19 protein-coding genes are annotated in these 18,789 nt (G+C 72.6%); 11 read left to right on the top strand and 8 right to left on the bottom strand.

Going from position 1 to position 18,789, the window contains the following annotated elements; all coding sequences use genetic code 11:
• Window positions 1–12: 12 nt before the first annotated feature.
• From OHT77_RS19010 to OHT77_RS19000, 3 genes are read right to left on the bottom strand one after another with little or no spacing between them, the layout of a single operon-like run.
• Window positions 13–675: an ABC transporter permease gene (locus OHT77_RS19010; RefSeq protein WP_328829692.1), complete on the bottom strand. Its 663-nt coding sequence runs from the start codon at window positions 673–675 to the stop codon at window positions 13–15.
• Complete coding sequence (locus OHT77_RS19005; protein WP_037748117.1) at window positions 675–1,316, bottom strand: ABC transporter permease; 642 nt, start codon at window positions 1,314–1,316, stop codon at window positions 675–677. The genes OHT77_RS19010 and OHT77_RS19005 overlap by 1 nt, the downstream gene beginning before the upstream one ends.
• Entirely contained in the window at window positions 1,313–2,347 is a 1,035-nt protein-coding gene (locus tag OHT77_RS19000) for an ABC transporter ATP-binding protein (protein ID WP_328829691.1), read from the bottom strand. Before OHT77_RS19000 ends, OHT77_RS19005 begins: the two co-directional genes overlap by 4 nt.
• Before the next feature lie 142 nt (window positions 2,348–2,489).
• On the opposite strand from OHT77_RS19000, the gene OHT77_RS18995 reads away from it, so the two are divergent.
• The 3 genes from OHT77_RS18995 to OHT77_RS18985 all read left to right on the top strand — a co-directional run bounded on the left by OHT77_RS18995 (window position 2,490) and on the right by OHT77_RS18985 (window position 5,746).
• Window positions 2,490–4,100: an aromatic amino acid ammonia-lyase gene (locus tag OHT77_RS18995; RefSeq protein WP_328829690.1), complete on the top strand. Its 1,611-nt coding sequence runs from the start codon at window positions 2,490–2,492 to the stop codon at window positions 4,098–4,100.
• The gene (locus OHT77_RS18990; RefSeq protein ID WP_328829688.1) at window positions 4,097–5,017 is read left to right on the top strand and encodes a MurR/RpiR family transcriptional regulator; all 921 of its coding nucleotides are present in this window, start codon (window positions 4,097–4,099) and stop codon (window positions 5,015–5,017) included. The genes OHT77_RS18995 and OHT77_RS18990 overlap by 4 nt, the downstream gene beginning before the upstream one ends.
• Window positions 5,018–5,152: 135 nt before the next feature.
• A complete protein-coding gene (locus tag OHT77_RS18985; RefSeq protein WP_328829687.1) occupies window positions 5,153–5,746 on the top strand; it encodes a hypothetical protein in 594 nt (197 codons plus the stop codon).
• 5 nt (window positions 5,747–5,751) lie between these two features.
• On the opposite strand, the gene OHT77_RS18980 is transcribed toward OHT77_RS18985, so the two are convergent.
• From OHT77_RS18980 to OHT77_RS18960, 5 genes are all read right to left on the bottom strand, one after another.
• Window positions 5,752–6,126: a hypothetical protein gene (locus tag OHT77_RS18980; RefSeq protein WP_266771580.1), complete on the bottom strand. Its 375-nt coding sequence runs from the start codon at window positions 6,124–6,126 to the stop codon at window positions 5,752–5,754.
• A gap of 22 nt (window positions 6,127–6,148) precedes the next feature.
• Window positions 6,149–6,655, bottom strand: a complete 507-nt coding sequence (locus OHT77_RS18975; protein WP_328829685.1) for a roadblock/LC7 domain-containing protein — start codon at window positions 6,653–6,655, stop codon at window positions 6,149–6,151.
• A gap of 34 nt (window positions 6,656–6,689) precedes the next feature.
• Window positions 6,690–7,538: a transcriptional regulator gene (locus OHT77_RS18970; RefSeq protein ID WP_328829683.1), complete on the bottom strand. Its 849-nt coding sequence runs from the start codon at window positions 7,536–7,538 to the stop codon at window positions 6,690–6,692.
• Window positions 7,535–7,933, bottom strand: a complete 399-nt coding sequence (locus OHT77_RS18965) for a hypothetical protein (RefSeq protein ID WP_266771584.1) — start codon at window positions 7,931–7,933, stop codon at window positions 7,535–7,537. Before OHT77_RS18965 ends, OHT77_RS18970 begins: the two co-directional genes overlap by 4 nt.
• Window positions 7,934–8,116: 183 nt before the next feature.
• Window positions 8,117–9,508, bottom strand: coding sequence for a diaminopimelate decarboxylase (locus OHT77_RS18960; RefSeq protein WP_328829682.1), 1,392 nt, complete (start codon window positions 9,506–9,508; stop codon window positions 8,117–8,119).
• Window positions 9,509–9,682: 174 nt separating this feature from the next.
• Here OHT77_RS18960 and hutU point away from each other — a divergent pair, with 174 nt between their 5' ends.
• The 8 genes from hutU (at window position 9,683) to OHT77_RS18920 (ending at window position 18,745) form a co-directional block, all read left to right on the top strand.
• Entirely contained in the window at window positions 9,683–11,347 is a 1,665-nt protein-coding gene (gene hutU, locus OHT77_RS18955; protein ID WP_328829680.1) for a urocanate hydratase, read from the top strand.
• A gap of 50 nt (window positions 11,348–11,397) precedes the next feature.
• A complete protein-coding gene (locus OHT77_RS18950) occupies window positions 11,398–12,624 on the top strand; it encodes an allantoate amidohydrolase (RefSeq protein ID WP_443048215.1) in 1,227 nt (408 codons plus the stop codon).
• Complete coding sequence (locus OHT77_RS18945) at window positions 12,621–13,979, top strand: formimidoylglutamate deiminase (protein WP_328829679.1); 1,359 nt, start codon at window positions 12,621–12,623, stop codon at window positions 13,977–13,979. Before OHT77_RS18950 ends, OHT77_RS18945 begins: the two co-directional genes overlap by 4 nt.
• A gap of 29 nt (window positions 13,980–14,008) precedes the next feature.
• Window positions 14,009–15,181, top strand: a complete 1,173-nt coding sequence (hutI, locus tag OHT77_RS18940; protein ID WP_328829678.1) for an imidazolonepropionase — start codon at window positions 14,009–14,011, stop codon at window positions 15,179–15,181.
• Between the two features lie 138 nt (window positions 15,182–15,319).
• Window positions 15,320–15,727: a hypothetical protein gene (locus OHT77_RS18935; protein WP_328829676.1), complete on the top strand. Its 408-nt coding sequence runs from the start codon at window positions 15,320–15,322 to the stop codon at window positions 15,725–15,727.
• 68 nt (window positions 15,728–15,795) lie between these two features.
• Window positions 15,796–16,167 carry a holo-ACP synthase gene (locus OHT77_RS18930; protein WP_328829674.1) on the top strand — a complete coding sequence of 124 codons (372 nt, stop codon included), beginning with the start codon at window positions 15,796–15,798 and terminating at the stop codon, window positions 16,165–16,167.
• A 61-nt stretch (window positions 16,168–16,228) separates the two neighbouring features.
• Window positions 16,229–17,662, top strand: coding sequence for an NAD(P)H-hydrate dehydratase (locus OHT77_RS18925; RefSeq protein WP_328829673.1), 1,434 nt, complete (start codon window positions 16,229–16,231; stop codon window positions 17,660–17,662).
• Window positions 17,663–17,833: 171 nt separating this feature from the next.
• Window positions 17,834–18,745 (top strand): L,D-transpeptidase family protein, encoded by a 912-nt coding sequence (locus OHT77_RS18920; protein ID WP_328829670.1) that lies wholly within the window; start codon window positions 17,834–17,836, stop codon window positions 18,743–18,745.
• Window positions 18,746–18,789: the final 44 nt, after the last annotated feature.

Below are 18,789 nucleotides of genomic sequence, written 5' to 3'. Positions count from 1 at the left end.
CGAGCGAAGGGCTCACGCCGTGCGATGACGGAAGAGGAAGCGCTGAAGCCCGGAGAGACCGAGGTCCAGCACGATGGCGACAACGGCAACAAGCACCGCCCCGCCCAGCACCTGCACAAGATCCCGCTGGGCGAGTCCGTCGAAGACGTAGCGGCCCAGGCCGCCGAACGAGACGTAGGCGGCGATCGTGGCGGTGGCCACCACCTGGATGAGGGCGAGGCGCAGGCCGGTCATGATCAGGGGGAGCGCGAGCGGCAACTCGACCTGGAACAGCACCTGGTGGCCGCGCATGCCCTGGCCGCGTGCCGCGTCCTTCACGTCCGGGTCCACGGCGGTCATGCCGGCGTAGGTGTTCGTGACGATGGACGGGACCGCGAGGGCGACCAGCGCGATGTACACCGGCCACATCGACAGGCCGCTGGCGAGAAAGACGAGGACGACCAGGCCGACGGTCGGCAGGGCGCGGCCGAAGGACGCGAGGTTGATCGCGAGGAACGCGCCCTTGCCGGTGTGGCCGATCAGCAGGCCGAGGGGGAGGCCGATCGCGGCCGCGATGAGGGTCGCGAGCAGCGAGTACTGGAGGTGCTCGGCGAGGCGGTGCGCGATGCCGTCCGAACCGGCCCACTGGGAGCCGCTGGTCAGCCACTTGGCGAGGTTCTTGAAGAGTTCGTACATCAGGCTCGCCGCCTCTTCCACGGGGTCAGCACGTACTGGAGGGCGACCAGCAGGGCGTCCGCCACCACGGCCAGGAGCAGGGTCAGGACGACGCCGACGATGACCGGCGTCGGGAAGTCGCGCTGGAAGCCGTCGGTGAAGAGCTGGCCGAGGCCGCCGTCGCCGATGTAGGTCGCGACCGAGACGAGCGAGATCGACATGACCGTGGCGATACGGACACCGGCCATGATCACCGGGAGTGCGAGGGGGAGTTCGACGGTGAGGAGAGTGCGCAGGGGGCGGGTGCCCATCGCCTTCGCGGCCTCCTTCGTCTTCGCGGGCACCGAGTCGAGGCCCTCGACCGTGTTCCGCAGCAGCACGACCAGCGTGTAGACCGTCAGGCCGATGACCGTGGTCGTACGGGTGAGACCGCTGATCGGGAGCAGCAGCACGAAGATCGCGATCGACGGGATCGTGAAGAGGACGTTCGACAGGCCGAGCAGGAAGCCCCTGAGCGGGCGGACCCGATGCGCCACGACGGCCAGCGGGAGCGAGATCAGCAGGCCGAGGAGGACGGCGGTCATCGCGGCCTGGAGGTGCGAGAAGGTGAGGCTGGTCAGGTCGTCGGTGTGGTCGCCTATCCACGACCAGTCGATCGTCATGCCGCGACCCTCGCGTCGGCGTGCGCCCGGCCCGCGTGGGTGTGGATGTCGTCGCGGGACGAGACGCCGGTGAGGACACCGGCCGCGTCGACACGCGCGATCAGGCCGTTCGGGGAGGCGACGGACTCGTTGAGCGCGGCGAGCAGGGAGTCGTCGTCCGTCAGCGGTCGTACGGGTATGACGGCGTCCTTCGCGGCCCAGTGCAGGGGCCTGCGCGCCGCGTCGAGGACGAGGGTCCAGGTGCCGCCCTCGGGGGCCGGGCCCTGCGGGACCTCGGCGAGGGTCGTCAACGAGAGCAGCTTCAGGCCGCGTTCGGCGCCGAGGAAGTCGGCCACGAAGTCGTCGGCCGGGCGGGCGAGGAGTTCGGCGGGGGCCGCGCACTGGACGAGGTGACCGCCGGTGCGGAAGATCGCGATGCGGTCGCCGAGCCGTACGGCCTCGTCGATGTCGTGCGTGACGAAGACGATGGTCTTGTTCAACTCCTTCTGCAGGCGCAGCAGTTCGTCCTGGAGTTGGGTGCGGACCACCGGGTCGACCGCGCCGAACGGCTCGTCCATCAGCAGCACGGGCGGGTCGGCGGCGAGTGCGCGGGCCACGCCGACGCGCTGCTGCTGGCCGCCGGAGAGCTGGTGCGGGTAGCGCTTCCCGGCGTCGGCGGCGAGGCCGACGGTCTCCAGGAGTTCGGCGGCGCGGGCGCGGGCCTTCTTCCTGCCGTGGCCCAGCAGGAGCGGCACGGTGGCGATGTTGTCGAGGACCGTGCGGTGCGGGAAGAGGCCCGACTGCTGGATGACATAGCCGATGGAGCGGCGCAGTTCGGCCGCGTCCTGCCGGGTGACGTCCTTGCCGCCGACCTTGATGACACCCGAGGTCGGGTCGATCATCCGGTTGATCATCCGAAGGGTGGTCGTCTTGCCGCAACCGGAGGATCCGACCAGTACGGTGACCCCGCCCTCCGGCATCTCCAGGGTGAGGTCGTGAACTGCTGTCGTGCCGTTGGGGAAGCGTTTGTGGACCGCGTCGAACTGGATCATGAGTTGTCCCTTGCCCGGCTGTATAACGTCATGCAGAGTTCTCGGTGTCTGAATAGTTTGTCAATGTCTCCGCGTTAATCCGAGGTAACGGATGACCGGTGGGCAAGATCGAGTGTCCGGATTGAGGGGAGTTTGGGGCCATATGTCGTCTCGGATCGTGGGCACCGCTGATGCGATGGTGTCCGGGGGCTCCGACCTCGTCGTCCTTGACGGGGTCGGCTTCGGCGTCACCGATGTCGTCCGGCTCGCCGACGGGGACGCCCGGCCGGTCCCCGGCACCGACGCGATGAAGCGCGCGACCGAGTCCTGGGACGCGGCCCGCCAGATCGCCGCGACCGGCCGCGTCTACGGCCGCTCGACCGGCGTCGGCGCCAACCGGAACGAGGACGTGCCCACCGAGGCCGCCGCCGAGCACGGCCTGCGCCTGCTGCGCAGCCACGCCGGTGCGATCGGCGACGAACTCCCGGCCCGGGAAGTACGGGCGATGCTCGCGGTCCGCGCGAACCAGCTGCTGGCGGGCGGTGCTGGGCTGCGGCCCACGGTCGTCACCGCACTGTGCGAGGCGCTGGAGAGCGGGGTGTACCCGGTCGTCAACGAGTTCGGATCGGTGGGCACCGGGGACATCGCGGCGCTGGCCCAGGTGGGGTTGGCGCTGGTGGGGGAGCATCCCTGGCGGGGGGCGGGGGATGTTGGTGGGGCGGCTTCCGGGGGGCGGGGCGCGTCGGCCTCAAGTGCACGTTCCCTCGCCGGAGTTCCCGAGCCCCAGCCCCTCGCGGGAGTTCCGGAACCCCAGCCCCTCGACAACAACGACGCGCTCGCGCTCATCAGCAGCAACGCGCTCACCCTCGGCCAATCCGCCCTCGCGCTGGACGAGTTGAGGGGGCTGATCGGGGCCACGCAGGTCGTCGGGGCGCTCTCGCTGCTCGCCGTGGACGGGTCGCACGAGCCGTACGCCGCGCCGGTGCACGCCGCCCGGCCGCACCGCGGGTCGACCGAAGTCGCGCGCCGGATGCGGGAGTTGATCGGGGCCGCCGACCGGCCCACCCCTCCGCTCGGGCGGATCCAGGACCCGTACGGCTTCCGGTGCCTGCCGCAGATCCACGGGCCCGCGCACGACGCGGCCGACGCGCTGGAGGCGGTGCTCGCGATCGAGATCAACGCCGCCGCCGAGAACCCCTTCATCTCCGCCGAGGACATGACCGCCTACCACCACGGCGGCTTCTACCAGGCCCAACTCGTCCTCGCCCTGGACCACTTCAGGCTCGCCCTCACCCAGGTGGCCCGGCTCTCGACATCCCGGCTCTCCTCGCTGAACGAGCCCGCGTTCACCCGCCTCAAGCCCTTCCTCGCCGACAACGAGGCCGCGTCCTCCGGCGTGATGATCCTGGAGTACTCCGCCGCCGCCGCCCTCGGTGACCTGCGGGCCTTCTCCGCTCCCGCCTCCCTCGGGCACGCTGTACTCTCCCGGGGCGTCGAGGAACAGGCCAGCTTCGCCTCGCTCGCCGCACGTCAGACACTGCGCGCCTGCCGCGCGTACCGTCTCGTCGTCGGCTGCGAACTCGTCGCCGCCGTCCGGGCGTTGCGCCAGCGGGGTCTGCGGCCCGACCCGGAACTCCCGGTCGGCCGCGCGCTGGAGCTGGCCGAGTCGGTGCTCGACGACGAGACGGCGGACCGGCCGCTCACGGACGATGTGACGGCGGCGGCGGGACTGCTGGACCGGTTCACCGAGATCTGGAGGGGGAGCACGTCATGAGCGTGGGCAGGAGTGGGGACGGGAGTGCGGACAAGAACGCGGAGCCGGGCGTGGACCCGGCCGCGGACAGGAGTGTGGGTGTGACCGACAGCCCGGCCGCACGGCTGCAGGCGCTCTTCGAGGGGCACCGGCTCACGCCGACCCAGCGGCGCATCGCGCACAGCATGGTGCGCCGCGCCGCCGACGTGCCGTTCCTCTCCAGCGTCGAACTCGCCGAACTCGCCGGTGTCAGCCAGCCCTCCGTGACCCGCTTCGCGGTCGCCCTCGGCTTCGACGGCTACCCGGCGCTGCGCAGACACCTCCGCGAGGTGGCGCCCTCCGAGTCTGCTCCGGACACGGCGTCGTACAACGAGTACCAGCAGGCCGTAGAGGCCGAGATCGAGAACCTCAAGCACCTCGCCGAGATACTGGCCGACCCCCGGCCGGTCGCCAAGGCGGGCCGGCTGCTCGCCGCCTCCCGCCCGCTGCCCGTCCTCGGCCTGCGCGCGGCGGCCTCCCAGGCGTACGGCTTCGCGTACTTCGCCGCGAAGGTCCACCCGGACGTACGGCTGCTCAACGAGGGCGGCACGATGATCCACGACCGGATCGACGCGGCCGTCCGGGCCGGTGCCACCGCCCTGCTGTGCTTCGCGCTGCCCCGGCATCCGCGCGAGGTCGTGGACACGCTGGCGTACGCACGGGAGGCGGGCCTGACCGTCGTCACCGTCGCCGACTCGGCGTTCGCCCCCGTCGCCAAGGTCTCCGACCTCCTGATCCCGGCCGCCGTCGGCACGGGCCTCGCCTTCGACACGGCGTGCGCGCCGATGCTGCTCGGGCGGGTGCTGCTGGAGGCGATGTGCGACGACCTGCCGGATGCGCAGGCCCGCCTGGAGGAGTTCGACGCGCGGGCGGCGGCGCGGGGGCTGTTCGTGGAGTGACGCCGGTCGACGCGACGAGGCGGTGCGTGGAGTGGGACGGCCGGTTCCAGTCGGTGCGTTCTCAGACTCGTCTCACGTTCGCTCACTAGTCTCCCCGCCGGACGGAACTGTGCCGGGACGACCAGGAGGCGGGACGTGGCACGCGGAGACCGGAGAGTTCAGGGGCTGGCCCGAGTGGCTGTCGTCGTACGGGCCGGGGCCGCCCCGATGTGGTGGTTCGGGGTGCTGGCGGCGGGTGTCGGGGTGTTGCCGCCCGGGATCACCGGACGGCGGATCGGGGTGATGGCCGGGGCCGCGCTGTTCATCGTCGCGGCGGCCGTGGTGTCGTACACACGGCGCCGGCGCTACACCGCGCTGGCCCGTGGCGCCGCCCGGGCCGGGAAGCACGACGTGCTCCAGGACCGCGCGGTGAGCACGCGGAACTGGCGACGGGCCCACCGCTGGTGGCTCGTCCTCGCTCTCGCGCTCGCGCTGGCCAGCTCGTTCGCCGTGCCCGCCGCGGGCGGCATGCTGCTCGCCGGTGCCGGTACCGGACTCCGCCTGAAGGCCGCGTGGCTCGGCCGCCGCGAGCGTGCCGACGACGTGCTGCTCTGGATCCGCGTCGACTGGCTGGACAAGCGCCACGGCGCCCCCGCCGGCAAGCCGGTCAAGGGCTACCGCTCCACCGGCATCGCCGCGGGCGACGCGACCCCGGGCGGGGCGCGCCGCCGTAGCGACGTCTTCGCCTAGGGCGGCTACACCTCCAGGTCCGCCTCGATCTTCTTCAGCTGGTGGCGGGCCATCGCCAGGTTGGCCCGGTTGGCGTCCAGGACCAGGTAGAGGAAGAGGCCGTTGCCGCCGCGCCCCTTGAGCAGGCGGATCAGGTGGTACTGGCTCGACAGGGTGATCAGGATGTCCTCGATCTCGCCCTTCAGGCCGAGGTGCTCCATGGTGCGCAGCTTGGAGCGCACCACGTCGGTGTTGCCGGCCGCGGCGACGCCGAGGTCGAAGGTCTTGCTGCCGCCCATCGTGCCGAGCGCCATACCGCTGGTGTAGTCGACGAGCGCGACGCCGGTCGCGCCCTCGATGGAGGTCAGCGCCTCTTTGAGAGAGGTTTCGGTGTTGGCCATGACAGTGCTCCCTTGGGTCCGTTCAACTTTCCGTGGTGGTACGCGCGTTGGTGGTGCGTGGTGCGCGCGCTGTTCTCGGTCGTGCGGTGGTGGTTCTCGGGGGCGCCTTGGCGGACGCCGTCGCCTCGGACCGCTCCTCGGCCTCGGTCTCGGCCGCCGCCTCGGCGTCGACCAGTTCGCCGATCCGGGCCCCCGCCCGGCGGCCCTCCAACAGCAGCCGGCCGAGGTTGACGCGGTCCTGGGCGAGCACGGTCAGCACGGCGCCGCGGCCCGCCGCGTAGGTCGCGACATAGCCGTAGACCCCGCGCACGAGCAGCTCGCGGAAGTCGCCCTGCCCGGTCGCGTCCGCCATCCGTTCGGCCACGCCGAGCGCCGTCACGGTCAGCGCGGCCACCCGCTCCGGCTCGACGCCCGGGGTGTCCTGGGCCAGGACGAGACCGTCGACGCCCGCCGCCAGCGCCCCGGTCAACTGGGGCACCCGGGCTCTCAGCCGGCGCAGCTCGTCGAGGATCTCGGCCTCGGAGGCCATCGGCTCTCTCCTCTCGGCGCGTGCTCGCTGCCACTCAAAGGGCCTCCAGCGCATCCCTGAGCCTCTTCAGCAATGTGATGTCGGGATCGACGACGTCCAGCACGGGTGGGGCTCCGGGCGCGGGTCCGGGTGCGGTCACCGCGGCGGGCGCGGCCTGCCGGGGCGAGACGAGCCCCGCCGACACCAGCCGCCGGACGTCCAGCAGCGTGGGATACGCCCGCCGCCCCAGCGTCCGCGCGATGTCCGTCGCCGTACGGACGCCGTCCACCAGGGCCAGCACCGCGGCCTGCCGGGGCGTGACCGGCGCGGGCGCGACGGGGTCGGCCCGCACCAGCGGCGCGCCGTCCGTCGCCGCGTCCGGCCAGACGCGGTGCAGCAGATCCCGGCGGCGCAGCGTCTCCCGCTCCAGTGCGGCCACCGGAACCGGCCGCACACCCCCGAGCGGATGCGTCACGCCGTACCGGAACCGGCCCGGGGTGCTGCTCGGCGCGAGCACGAAGTACGCCGCGTCGTACAGCGCCCCGAGATGGCACAGCTCCAGCGCGCCCGGGCTCAACAGGCCGCCGTCCAGCAGCAGTCGGGTCGTGGCGTGCCGGTCGTCGGTCGCTCTCGCCGCGGCCTCCCACGCCTCGGCGCCCAGCGTGCCGTGCGCGGTGAGGAGCAGGTCGAGACCGGGCGCGGACGGGCTCTCGGCGTGGACGACCCCGCCGTCCACGAGATGCAGGCTGCCGCGCTCGCGGACGAGGACACCGGTGGCCTCCTCGGCGGCGAGCCGGGTCAGCATCGGCGAGACGCCGCCCCAGCCCCGGTCCCCGGCGGCGGCCTTGTCCCGCACCGGCAGCCGGGGCGGCGGGGTGGTGGGCGTGGCCTTGACCGCGGTCATCCCAGCACCAGCCGTCCGGCCATCTCGCCGAGCCGGATGCGGGCCAGCGCGAGGTTGCCCTCCGCGCGGGCCAGCCACAGGTGCAGGAACACGCTGCTGTCGAACGACGTCCGCACGAACCGGAGCACGTGATAGCTGTCCCGGTTGCTGACGATCAGATCCTCCAGCGGCGGATCGTCGGCCTCCTCCCCGTCGGTTCCCATGGACGCGAACGCCCGGTGCTCGGCCGCGAGCCGCGCCAGCTCGGCGGCCTCGGCGGCGCTGGCCTCCTGGTCGCCGCCCGGGGACTCCCCGACGACGCCCAGGGCCAGCCCGCTCGTCCAGTCGACCAGCGCGGCGCCCCGGGCACCGGGCAGTCGCATGGCCTCAAGTAAGCACTCGTCGATTCCGGGCACCCTGGCTCCCCTCCCGCCTGCGGTTCGGCTGAGTGACGACGAAGCTACGCACCGTGTGGCCGAGGGGTGAGGGATCTGGCATTTTCCGGTGGAACATGCACCCGAGTGACTAAGGTGGGTCAACTGACCCCGTTTTCAGACGAGTTGCATGGGTCAGTTGAACCCTGCTCGCACCGGTGTGCGTCAACGGCTCCCGGGCGCGCGGAGGGTGGTGAGCGCGGCGGCGTGCGCCCCGCCGGATTCGGCCACGATCTCCGCCACCGTCTGGGGCTTGCGCACGGTCGCGAACGTCACGCCTCCGGCGCCGTCCTGCACGAAGCCGTAAATGCCGGGCCGGGCAAGGGAGTTGTAGGCGTAGTGCGCCGCGAAGTAGTACGCCCCGGTGTCCAGCGCCGCCGCGTGGTCGCCCTGCTCCAGCAACGGCAGCGCCTGCCCCTCGGCGAGCAGGTCACCCGCGAAGCAGGCGGGTCCGGCCACGTCCTGCACCACCTCGGGGCCCGACTTGGGGCGCCCCTTCCCGTCGTAGGCGGCGATCCGCAGCGGCCACGACTGCGGCGCGTACACCGTGCGGGTCGCCACCTGCACGCCCGCGTGCGTGATCGCGATGGGCCGGCCGCCCGCGCTCTTCGCGTACTCGACCCGGGCCACCACCGTGCCCTGCTTGGCCAGCATCGACCGTCCGAATTCGGTGACCAGCCCGTACCGCCCGTCGAACAGCCCCGGCACCGCCTCCCGCAGCAGCCGCGCGTACTGCGCGTAGGTCGGGGTCGTCGCGTCCGAACCGAAGTTGACCCCCAGGCCGCCGCCGATGTCGAGCGTGTCGATCTGCGGCCGCCCGATCCGCGCGTTGATCTCCTCGGCCAGCTCGTACGTCTCCGCGACGCCCCGCGCGAGCAGGGCCAGCGGGATGCCCTGCGACCCGGTGTGCGCGTGCAGCCGGGTCAGCCACGGCCGCTCGGCGTAGGCGCGCACCACCCACTCGCGCGCCCCCTCGTCCCGCAGCGCCACCCCGAACTTCGAGGTCGCCGTCGCCGTGGAGAGCGCCGCGATCGACCCGCCGCCGATCTGCGGATTGACCCGGATCCCGAGCGGCGAACGGCTGCTCGCCGACCGCATCAGCCCGTCGATGCGCTCCAGCTCCTGCGGGTTGTCGGCGTTCACGGCGATCCCGAGCGCCAGCGCCTCCCGCAGCTCCGCCGGTGTCTTCGCGGGCGCGTCCAGCACCGTCCGCTCCGGCCGTACGCCCGCCGCCCGGGCGAGGGCCAGCTCGCCGGGGCTCGCGACCTCGGCGCCGATGCCCTCCTCGTGCAGCAGCCGCAGCACCGGCACCAGCGGGCTCGCCTTCACGGCGAACGCGTGCAGCACCGGAGTTCCGGGTGCCGTCACCGCGTCGAACGCCGCCCGCAGCTCCGCCGCCGACTCCCGGATGCCGGTGACGTCCAGCAGTGCGGCGATGGGGGCGCCGGGTCCCAGCAGCCCCTGCTCCACGGCGGCCCGGACCGCCTCGTCCCGGCGGGCGCTGCGTTCGGCGCCGGGTTCGGCGGCGTCCGTGTGACCCTGGATTCCGTTGCGCATCGCATCCCCGTCGTGTCGTCGCCCGTGCCGGTACAACCGGCTCGTACATCCGGCCAAACATCCTGAGCCTGCCCAGAGAGACGCCCTGATGTATTGACTAGTTCTATTCACGAAGCCAGGATGTGAATAGCTGTAGTAGAAATCCGCTGAACGCAGTCCGCTAGGAGGCAGACCATGTCAGGACCCCGCCCCGTACGAGCACCGCGCGGTACGGAACTGAGCGCCCTGGGATGGCAGCAGGAGGCCGCCCTGCGGATGCTGCAGAACAACCTGGACCCCGAGGTCGCCGAACACCCCGACAAGCTCGTCGTCTACGGCGGCACCGGCAAGGCCGCCCGCGACTGGCGCTCCTTCGACGCCATGGTCCGCACCCTGCGCACCCTCAAGCAGGACGAGACGATGCTCGTCCAGTCCGGCCGCCCGGTCGGCGTGATGCAGACCCACGAGTGGGCCCCGCGCGTCCTCATCGCCAACTCCAACCTCGTCGGCGACTGGGCCAACTGGGAGGAGTTCCGCCGCCTGGAGGCCCTCGGCCTCACCATGTACGGCCAGATGACCGCCGGTTCGTGGATCTACATCGGCACCCAGGGCATCCTCCAGGGCACCTACGAGACCTTCGCCGCCGTCGCCGCGAAGAAGTTCGGCGGCACCCTCGCGGGGACCATCACCCTCACCGCCGGCCTCGGCGGCATGGGCGGCGCGCAGCCCCTCGCCGTGACGATGAACGACGGCGTCGCGATCTGCATCGACGTGGACCCGCGTGCCATCGAGCGCCGCATCGAGCACCGCTACCTCGACGTCAAGGCCGACAACCTCCGCCACGCGCTGGAGCTGGCCGTCGAGGCCCGCGACGCCCGCCGCCCGCTCTCCATCGGCCTCCTCGGCAACGCGGCGGAACTGCTCCCGCAGATGCTCGCCGAGGGCGCCCCCGTCGACATCGTGACCGACCAGACCTCGGCCCACGACCCGCTGGCCTACCTCCCCGTGGGCATCGCCTTCGAGGACATGGCCGACGCGGCCGCCAAGGACCCGGCGGGCTTCACCACCCGCGCCCGTGAGTCCATGGCCACGCACGTCGAGGCGATGGTCGGCTTCATGGACGCCGGTGCCGAGGTCTTCGACTACGGCAACTCGATCCGCGGCGAGGCCCAACTCGCCGGGTACGAGCGGGCGTTCGCCTTCCCCGGCTTCGTCCCCGCCTACATCCGCCCCCTCTTCTCCGAGGGCAAGGGCCCCTTCCGCTGGGCCGCCCTGTCCGGCGAGGCGTCCGACATCCACAAGACGGACAAGGCGATCCTCGACCTCTTCCCGGAGAACGAGTCCCTCCACCGCTGGATCAAGCTGGCCGGCGAGCGCGTCCACTTCCAGGGCCTCCCGGCCCGCATCTGCTGGCTCGGCTACGGCGAGCGCGACAAGGCCGGCGAGCGCTTCAACGACATGGTCGCGAGCGGCGAGCTGGCAGCGCCCCTGGCCATCGGCCGCGACCACCTCGACTGCGGCTCCGTCGCCTCCCCGTACCGCGAGACCGAGGCCATGCTCGACGGCTCCGACGCGATCGCCGACTGGCCCCTGCTGAACGCCATGGTCAACGTCGCCTCCGGCGCGTCCTGGGTCTCCATCCACCACGGCGGCGGCGTCGGCATGGGCCGCTCCATCCACGCGGGCCAGGTCACCGTCGCCGACGGCACCCCCCTCGCCGGCGAGAAGATCCGCCGTGTCCTCACCAACGACCCCGGCATGGGCGTCATCCGGCACGTCGACGCGGGCTACGACATCGCGGAGCGGGTCGCGGACGAGCGGGGCGTGCGGGTTCCGATGCGCGAGGGTGACGACGCGTGACCCTTCCGGGAGACGAGCGGGGCCGTGACTCCGCGGCCCCGGACGCGGGTGTGGCCGGCGCCTCCTTCCACGAGATGTGGCGCGAGCTGCTCCCCGTCGGCCGGCACCCCGACTCCGGCGGCTACCGCCGGTTCGCCTGGACCGCCGCCGACGCCGAGTGCCGTGCCTGGTTCGAGGAGCAGGCCCGGTCCCGCGGTCTGGCCTACGAGCTCGACCGCAACGGCAACCAGTGGGCCTGGCTCGGCGATCCCGCAGCCGGGGACGCCGTCGTCACCGGGTCGCACCTCGACTCGGTGCCCGACGGCGGGGCCTTCGACGGACCCCTCGGGGTCGTGTCGTCCTTCGCCGCCCTCGATGAACTGCGCCGCAGGGGAGCGCGGTTCACCAAGCCGCTGGCCCTCGTGAACTTCGGTGACGAAGAGGGCGCCCGCTTCGGGCTCGCCTGTGTCGGCTCGCGGCTCACCGCCGGGCAGCTCACCGTCGAGCAGGCACACCGGCTGACCGACGGCGACGGGGTCACCCTGCCGCAGGCCATGGCGGCGGCCGGCTACGACGCCGACGCCATCGGCCCCGACCCCGAACGCCTCGCCCGCATCGGCGCGTTCGTCGAGCTGCACGTCGAACAGGGCCGCGCGCTGGACCTGTCCGGCGACCGGGTCGGCATCGCCAGTGCCATCTGGCCGCACGGACGCTGGCGGTTCGACTTCCGGGGCGAGGCCAACCACGCCGGCACGACCAGGCTGGTGGACCGCCGCGACCCGATGCTGTCGTACGCGGAGACCGTGCTCGCCGCCCGACGCGAGGCCCGACTCGCCGGTGCCGTCGCCACGTTCGGGAAGATCGCCGTCGAGCCGAACGGCGTCAACGCCATCCCCTCCCTGGTGCGCGGCTGGCTCGACTCCCGCGCCGCCGACCAGGACACCCTGGACACGGTGGTCACCGGCGTCGAGAAGGCGGCCCGCGAGTACGCGAAGGCGCACGGCGTCGACCTCGACGTCGTCCGGGAGTCCTTCACCCCCGTCGTCGAGTTCGACCACACCCTGCGCGACGAACTCGCCCGCGTCCTGGGCAAGGACACCGACCTCACGGTCCCCGTCCTGGGCACCGGCGCGGGACACGACGCCGGGATCCTCTCCGGAAGCATCCCGACCGCCATGCTGTTCGTGCGCAACCCCACGGGTGTCTCGCACTCCCCGGCCGAGTTCGCGGCCGAGGACGACTGCGTGGCCGGGGTGACCGCACTCGCCGACGTACTGGAAGGGCTGGCCTGCAGGTGACATCCCCCGGCACACCCCGCACGCGGACGTACTGGCTGGAACACGCCTGGCTCGACACCAACGTCGAGCCGGGCGTCGCCCTGGAGGTGAGCGACGGGCGAATCACCGCCCTCCGCACGGGAGTCGACACCCCGCCCCCCGGCGCCGAGATCCTCCGCGGCCTGACCCTCCCCGGGCTCGCCAACGCCCACAGCCACGCCTTCCACCGGGCCCTGCGCGGCACCGTCCAGGTCGGCTCCGGGACCTTCTGGACCTGGCGGGAGTTCATGTACTCCTTCGCCGACCAGCTGACCCCGGAGACCTACCACGCCCTCGCCCGCGCGGTGTACGCCGAGATGGCGCTCGCCGGGATCACGGCCGTCGGCGAGTTCCACTACGTGCACCACGCGCACGGCGGCACCCCGTACGCCGACCCCAACGCCATGGGTGAGGCCCTCATCGCCGCCGCCTCCGAAGCCGGCATCCGCATCACCCTCCTCGACACCGCCTATCTCTCCTCCGGCTTCGGACAGCCCCCCAACCGGCACCAGCTCCGCTTCTCCGACGGCAGCGCGGACGCCTGGGCCGAACGCTCTTCACTTCTCAAGGAACGGGATCACGCACGGATCGGTGCCGCCATCCACTCCGTACGGGCCGTGCCCGCACGGGAGTTGGCGACCGTGGCCCGCTGGGCCGAGGAGCGGCGGGCCCCGCTGCACGTCCACCTGTCCGAGCAGACCGCCGAGAACGATGCCTGCCGCACCGCCCACGACTGCACCCCGACCCGGCTCCTCGCCGACCACGGAGTGCTCGGCCCGCGCACCACCGGCGTCCACAACACGCACCTCACGGACGAGGACATCGCCCTGCTCGGCTCGACCGGCACCGGCACCTGCATGTGCCCGACGACGGAACGCGACCTCGCGGACGGCATCGGCCCCGCCGTCGCCCTCCAGCGCGCGGGCTCACCGCTCTCCCTCGGCTCCGACAGCCACGCCGTCATCGACCTCCTCGAAGAGGCCCGCGCGATGGAGCTGAACGAACGCCTGCGCACCCGCACCCGGGGTCACTGGACGGCGGCGGCCCTGCTCCGCGCGGCCTCGGCCGACGGCCACGCGGCACTCGGCTGGACGGACGCGGGCTCGCTGGAGGCAGGCGCGCTCGCCGACTTCACGACGATTGCCCTCGACTCGGTCAGGACAGCGGGCCCGGTGCCCAGGCTCGGCGCCGAGACGGCCGTATTCGCGGCGACGGCAGCGGACGTACGGCACACGGTCGTGGGCGGCCGGCACGTCGTGCGCGACGGTGCTCACACGCTCGTACCGAATGTGCCGCAGGCGCTGGCGCAGGCCGTCGAGGCCCTGCGCTCCCACTGACCGCCGAACCCCGCACCCACGAGGACACGATGAGCAGCACTGTCATCACCAACATCGCCACGCTGGTCACCAACGACCCCTCCCTCGGTGACGGTTCCCCTCTCGGACTGGTCCAGGACGCGGCCGTCGTCATCGACGGCGACCACGTCGTGTGGACCGGTGAATCAAGCAAAGCACCCGCCACTGACAACCGGGTCGACGCCGGTGGGCGGGCGGTCCTGCCGGGCTTCGTGGACTCCCACTCGCACCTCGTCTTCGCGGGCGACCGCACGCGGGAGTTCAACGCCCGGATGTCCGGGCGGGCGTACAGCGCGGGCGGCATCCGCACGACCGTCGCCGCGACGCGCGCCGCGAGCGACGCGGAACTGGAGGCGAACCTCACCCGTTACCTGGACGAGGCGCTCCGCCAGGGCACCACCACCTTCGAGACCAAGTCGGGCTACGGCCTGACGGTCGCCGACGAGTCCCGCGCGCTGCGCATCGCCGCCGCGCACACGGACGAGGTGACCTACCTCGGCGCCCACATCGTCTCGCCGGACTTCGCGGACGACCCGGCCGGATACGTGTCGCTGGTCACCGGCGAGATGCTCGACGCCTGTGCCCCGCACGCCCGTTGGATCGACGTGTTCTGCGAGAAGGGCGCGTTCGACGGCGACCAGGCCCGCGCGATCCTCAGCGCGGGCAAGGCGAAGGGCCTCCACCCCCGCATCCACGCCAACCAGCTCTCGTACGGCCCCGGCGTCCAGCTCGCCGTGGAACTCGACGCGGCCAGTGCCGACCACTGCACCCACCTCACCGACGCCGACGTGGACGCCCTGGCGAACAGCGGCACGGTCGCGACGCTGCTGCCCGGCGCCGAGTTCTCCACGCGCGCCGAGTGGCCCGACGCCCGCCGCCTCCTGGACGCGGGCGCGACCGTCGCCCTCTCCACCGACTGCAACCCCGGCTCGTCCTTCACGTCCTCCGTCCCCTTCTGCATCGCCCTCGCGGTACGGGACATGGGCATGACCCCGGACGAGGCGGTGTGGTCCGCCACGGCCGGCGGCGCGGCAGCCCTCCGCCGCGACGACATCGGCCGCCTCACCCCGGGCGCCCGCGCCGACCTGACCCTCCTGGACGCCCCGAGCCACGTCCACCTCGCCTACCGCCCGGGCGTCCCCCTGGTCACGGGCGTCTGGCGGCAGGGGGTCCGGGTCGTCTGACCGGCCCTGAAACCGCCCTGAAAGCACCCTGAAGTCGCCCTGAAGGCCCCGTGAAACCGGGCGGGCGCAGGCTCTGGATCACAACGAAGGCGAGCGGCCCCGACCCGGGGCCGCGCCGGATCCAAGGAGAGCGTCACCATGGGCATCAACCTCACCGACCAGGACAAGAACACCCTCCGCACCGCCGCGTACGGCGCCGTCTCGCTGATGGCCGCCGCCGGGGCCGCCGGTTCACCGCACAAGGTCGCCACCCAGGGCAGCATCGCGCTGGCCTCCGCGACCGGCCCGATCGGGTACGTGCTCGCCGAGAAGTCGCGCATCAAGGGCCTCAACGGCAAGTCCGTCGCCGAACTCGCCGACCACGTGCTGCCGGCCCTGACCGAGGCCATGAGCGTGCTCAAGAAGCAGGACCCGGCCGAGGCCGACAACTTCCGCGGCACCGTCCTCGTCGCCCTCGACGCGGGCACCCGCGCCGACAAGAACGCCGACAGCCCCGTCATGGCCGACATGACCCGCAAGATCACCGCGGCTCTCGACGCCGCCTGAACTCCGCAGGTCCGCCCGCCCGCCCGCCGATCCGTTGCGCGGGCGGGCCCGGTCGTAGGGTGCTCGGCATGAGCATCATCGGGGTTGGTATCGACGTGGCCGAGATCGACCGGTTCGCGGCGTCCCTCGCACGTACACCGGGAATGGCCCAACGCCTCTTCCTGGACAGCGAGTTGCTGCTGCCGAGCGGGGAACGGCGGGGGAACGCCTCACTCGCCGCCCGCTTCGCCGCGAAGGAGGCCCTCGCCAAGGCGCTCGGCGCCCCCGCCGGACTGCACTGGACGGACGCCGAGGTGTACGTCGAGGACAGCGGGCAGCCCCGGCTGCGGGTCACCGGCACGGTCGCCGCCCGCGCGGCCGAACTGGGCGTGCGCTCCTGGCACGTCTCCCTGAGCCACGACGCCGGGGTCGCCTCGGCCGTGGTCATCGCGGAGGGCTGACAAGGACCTGCCCCGGGCGCCCGGATGCGCGGCCCGGCCCATCCGGGGCAGACTCGACCGCATGCGGACTGCGTACAGCGTGGAGACGGTAAGGACGGCCGAACAGGCCCTCATGGCACGGCTCCCGGAAGGCACGCTCATGCAGCGCGCCGCCGCCGGACTCGCCGTCGCCTGCGCCCAGTTGCTGGGCCGGGTCTATGGCAGCCGGGTCGTCCTGCTGGTGGGGAGCGGGGACAACGGCGGCGACGCCCTGTACGCCGGCGCCCGGCTGGCCCGGCGCGGGGCGGCCGTCGTCGCCGTACTCCTCGCGCCCGACCGCACCCACCCGGGCGGGCTCGCGGCGCTGCTGCGCGCGGGCGGCCGTACCGTCGCCGCCGCCGAGGACACCGTCCTGCGCGCCGATCTCGTCCTCGACGGCATCGTCGGCATCGGCGGCAAGGGCGGCCTACGACCCGACGCCGCCCGGCTCGCGACGCTCGCCGGGGACTCCGGGGCGCTCGTCGTCGCCGTCGACCTGCCCAGCGGCGTCGAGGCGGACACCGGCGAGGTGCGCGGTGCCGCCGTGCGCGCCGACGTCACCGTCACCTTCGGCGCCCACAAGCCCGGGCTGCTCATCGACCCCGCGCGCGAGTACGCCGGTTCCGTACGGCTCGTCGACATCGGACTCGACGCCGAACTCCCCGCCGAACCCGAACTCGAGGCCCTCCAACACGCCGACGTGGCACGGCTGTTGCCCGTGCCGAGCGCCGAGAGCGACAAGTACCGGCGCGGTGTCGTCGGCATCGCCGCCGGGTCCGGGCGGTATCCCGGGGCGGCCGTGCTCGCCGTCGCGGGGGCGTTGCGGGGCGGGGCGGGGGCCGTACGGTACGTCGGTCCCGCCGCGGACGCGGTCATCGCGCGGTTCCCCGAGGTACTGGTGTCGGACGGGGGGCCGCTCAAGGCGGGGCGGGTGCAGGCGTGGGTCGTGGGGCCCGGTGCCGGCGACGACGCGGCGACCGTCGCGGACGTCGTGACCGCCGAGGTGCCCGTGCTCATCGACGCGGACGGGCTGCGGCTGGCGGATGCGGATGCCGTACGGGCGCGTAGGGCGCCGACGTTGATGACTCCGCACGCGGGGGAGGCGGCGGCGCTCCTCGGGGTGGATCGGGGGGAGGTCGAGGGGGCTCGGCTGGAGTCCGTGCGGGAGTTGGCGGGGCGGTACGGGGCGACCGTGCTCTTGAAGGGGTCCACGACGTTGGTCGCGGATTCGGGGGGTGGGGCGGTGCGGGTCAACTCGACCGGGACGGGGTGGCTGGCCACGGCCGGGAGTGGGGACGTGTTGTCGGGGCTTGCCGGGTCGTTGCTGGCGTCGGGGCTGTCGGCGTTCGACGCGGGGAGTGTGGGGGCGTATCTGCATGGGCTGGCGGGTCGGTTGGCTGCGGAGGGGGCGCCTGTGGGGGCGCATGATGTGGCCGAGGGGGTGCGGGGGGCCTGGCGGGATGTGGTGCTGGGGTGAGTTTTCGCCCCCGATCGGCCCCGAAAGGGCCTCGTCCTCAAACGCCGGACGGGCTGATGGGTGCCGGTCTGCGCTTGAAGACCTGGGCTGACAGCACTCGCGCTCGTCAATAAGGGTGACCCCTCCGCGCGGCAGCCGGGTCGGGTCGTGGGGGCGCGTTTCTCTGATCGCATGATCAGTACACGAATCGCGCACAGAAGTATCGCGGTGCTGCTCACCGCGGTGATCGCCCTCCCCGTCGGGACCGGGAGTGCCTGGGCCAGCGACGGGCCCGTGCCCGTGCCGGCGCCTGCCGCCGGGCCCGCGGAGAGTGAGTTGGTGCCCGGGGTGCCGCCGGGGCCGTATCAGCCGTGGCAGATCGACACCCCGGACCAGGCGCTCGCGCCGAAGGTGTACACGCCGACCGCCGAGGAGGACCGGGTCGAGCCCCGGGACGCGGCCGTGGGGACGTACGCGCTCGTCGAGTACGTGCCGATCGGCGACGCCGTCGCCAAGGTGACGTGCAGCAAGCAGACCGGGCCCTACCAGCGGGGCGTGGAGCGGTGGCTGAAACTGAGGGTGGACGGGAAGCAGTCGGGCGCCGACTGCAAGGCCATCCGCGCCTTCCAGAAGAAGCAGGGCATCAAGCCCGCGATCGGCTTCGCGGGGCCCGTCACCTGGGCGCGGATGCAGTTGCTCGCGGCGAAGAAGAACCCCAACGCGGCCAAGAAGTGCCCCGTGCGCTCGTACCGCGTCGCCTGTGTCGATCTCAACCGGCAGCTGACCTGGGTGCAGAAGGGCAAGAAGGTCGTCTTCGGACCGGTGCCGATGCGCAGCGGACGCAACGGGCATGTGACCCGCGGCGGCTGGCACAAGATCTACTGGAAGCACAAGAACCACTGGTCCACGCTCTACAACAGCCCCATGCCGTACGCCCAGTTCTTCGACGGAGGCATCGCCTTCCACGCCGTCTACGGCAGCATCTACACCACCGTCGGCTCCTGGGGCTGCGTCAACCTCCAACTCGCCGACGCCCGCAAGCTCTGGGGCGTCCTCAAGAAGGGCGACCGCGTCTACGTCTGGGGCCACCGGCCCGGGAACTAGGCGGGCCTGCGGGATTGTCAGTCCCCTCTGAGAGACTGGGGGCG

This window comes from Streptomyces sp. NBC_00252 (assembly GCF_036187565.1).
Lineage (GTDB): Bacteria > Actinomycetota > Actinomycetes > Streptomycetales > Streptomycetaceae > Streptomyces.
The sequence above is the reverse complement of the archived record's forward strand: the minus strand, read 5'-3'. Positions and strand labels throughout refer to the sequence as shown.

Coding starts and splice junctions, on each gene's coding strand:
- OHT77_RS19010 (WP_328829692.1), bottom strand. CDS start 675: ATGTACGAACTCTTCAAGAACCTCGCCAAGTGGCTGACCAGCGGCTCC.
- OHT77_RS19005 (WP_037748117.1), bottom strand. CDS start 1,316: ATGACGATCGACTGGTCGTGGATAGGCGACCACACCGACGACCTGACC.
- OHT77_RS19000 (WP_328829691.1), bottom strand. CDS start 2,347: ATGATCCAGTTCGACGCGGTCCACAAACGCTTCCCCAACGGCACGACA.
- OHT77_RS18995 (WP_328829690.1), top strand. CDS start 2,490: ATGTCGTCTCGGATCGTGGGCACCGCTGATGCGATGGTGTCCGGGGGC.
- OHT77_RS18990 (WP_328829688.1), top strand. CDS start 4,097: ATGAGCGTGGGCAGGAGTGGGGACGGGAGTGCGGACAAGAACGCGGAG.
- OHT77_RS18980 (WP_266771580.1), bottom strand. CDS start 6,126: ATGGCCAACACCGAAACCTCTCTCAAAGAGGCGCTGACCTCCATCGAG.
- OHT77_RS18975 (WP_328829685.1), bottom strand. CDS start 6,655: ATGGCCTCCGAGGCCGAGATCCTCGACGAGCTGCGCCGGCTGAGAGCC.
- OHT77_RS18970 (WP_328829683.1), bottom strand. CDS start 7,538: ATGACCGCGGTCAAGGCCACGCCCACCACCCCGCCGCCCCGGCTGCCG.
- OHT77_RS18960 (WP_328829682.1), bottom strand. CDS start 9,508: ATGCGCAACGGAATCCAGGGTCACACGGACGCCGCCGAACCCGGCGCC.
- hutU (WP_328829680.1), top strand. CDS start 9,683: ATGTCAGGACCCCGCCCCGTACGAGCACCGCGCGGTACGGAACTGAGC.
- hutI (WP_328829678.1), top strand. CDS start 14,009: ATGAGCAGCACTGTCATCACCAACATCGCCACGCTGGTCACCAACGAC.
- OHT77_RS18935 (WP_328829676.1), top strand. CDS start 15,320: ATGGGCATCAACCTCACCGACCAGGACAAGAACACCCTCCGCACCGCC.
- OHT77_RS18930 (WP_328829674.1), top strand. CDS start 15,796: ATGAGCATCATCGGGGTTGGTATCGACGTGGCCGAGATCGACCGGTTC.
- OHT77_RS18925 (WP_328829673.1), top strand. CDS start 16,229: ATGCGGACTGCGTACAGCGTGGAGACGGTAAGGACGGCCGAACAGGCC.
- OHT77_RS18920 (WP_328829670.1), top strand. CDS start 17,834: ATGATCAGTACACGAATCGCGCACAGAAGTATCGCGGTGCTGCTCACC.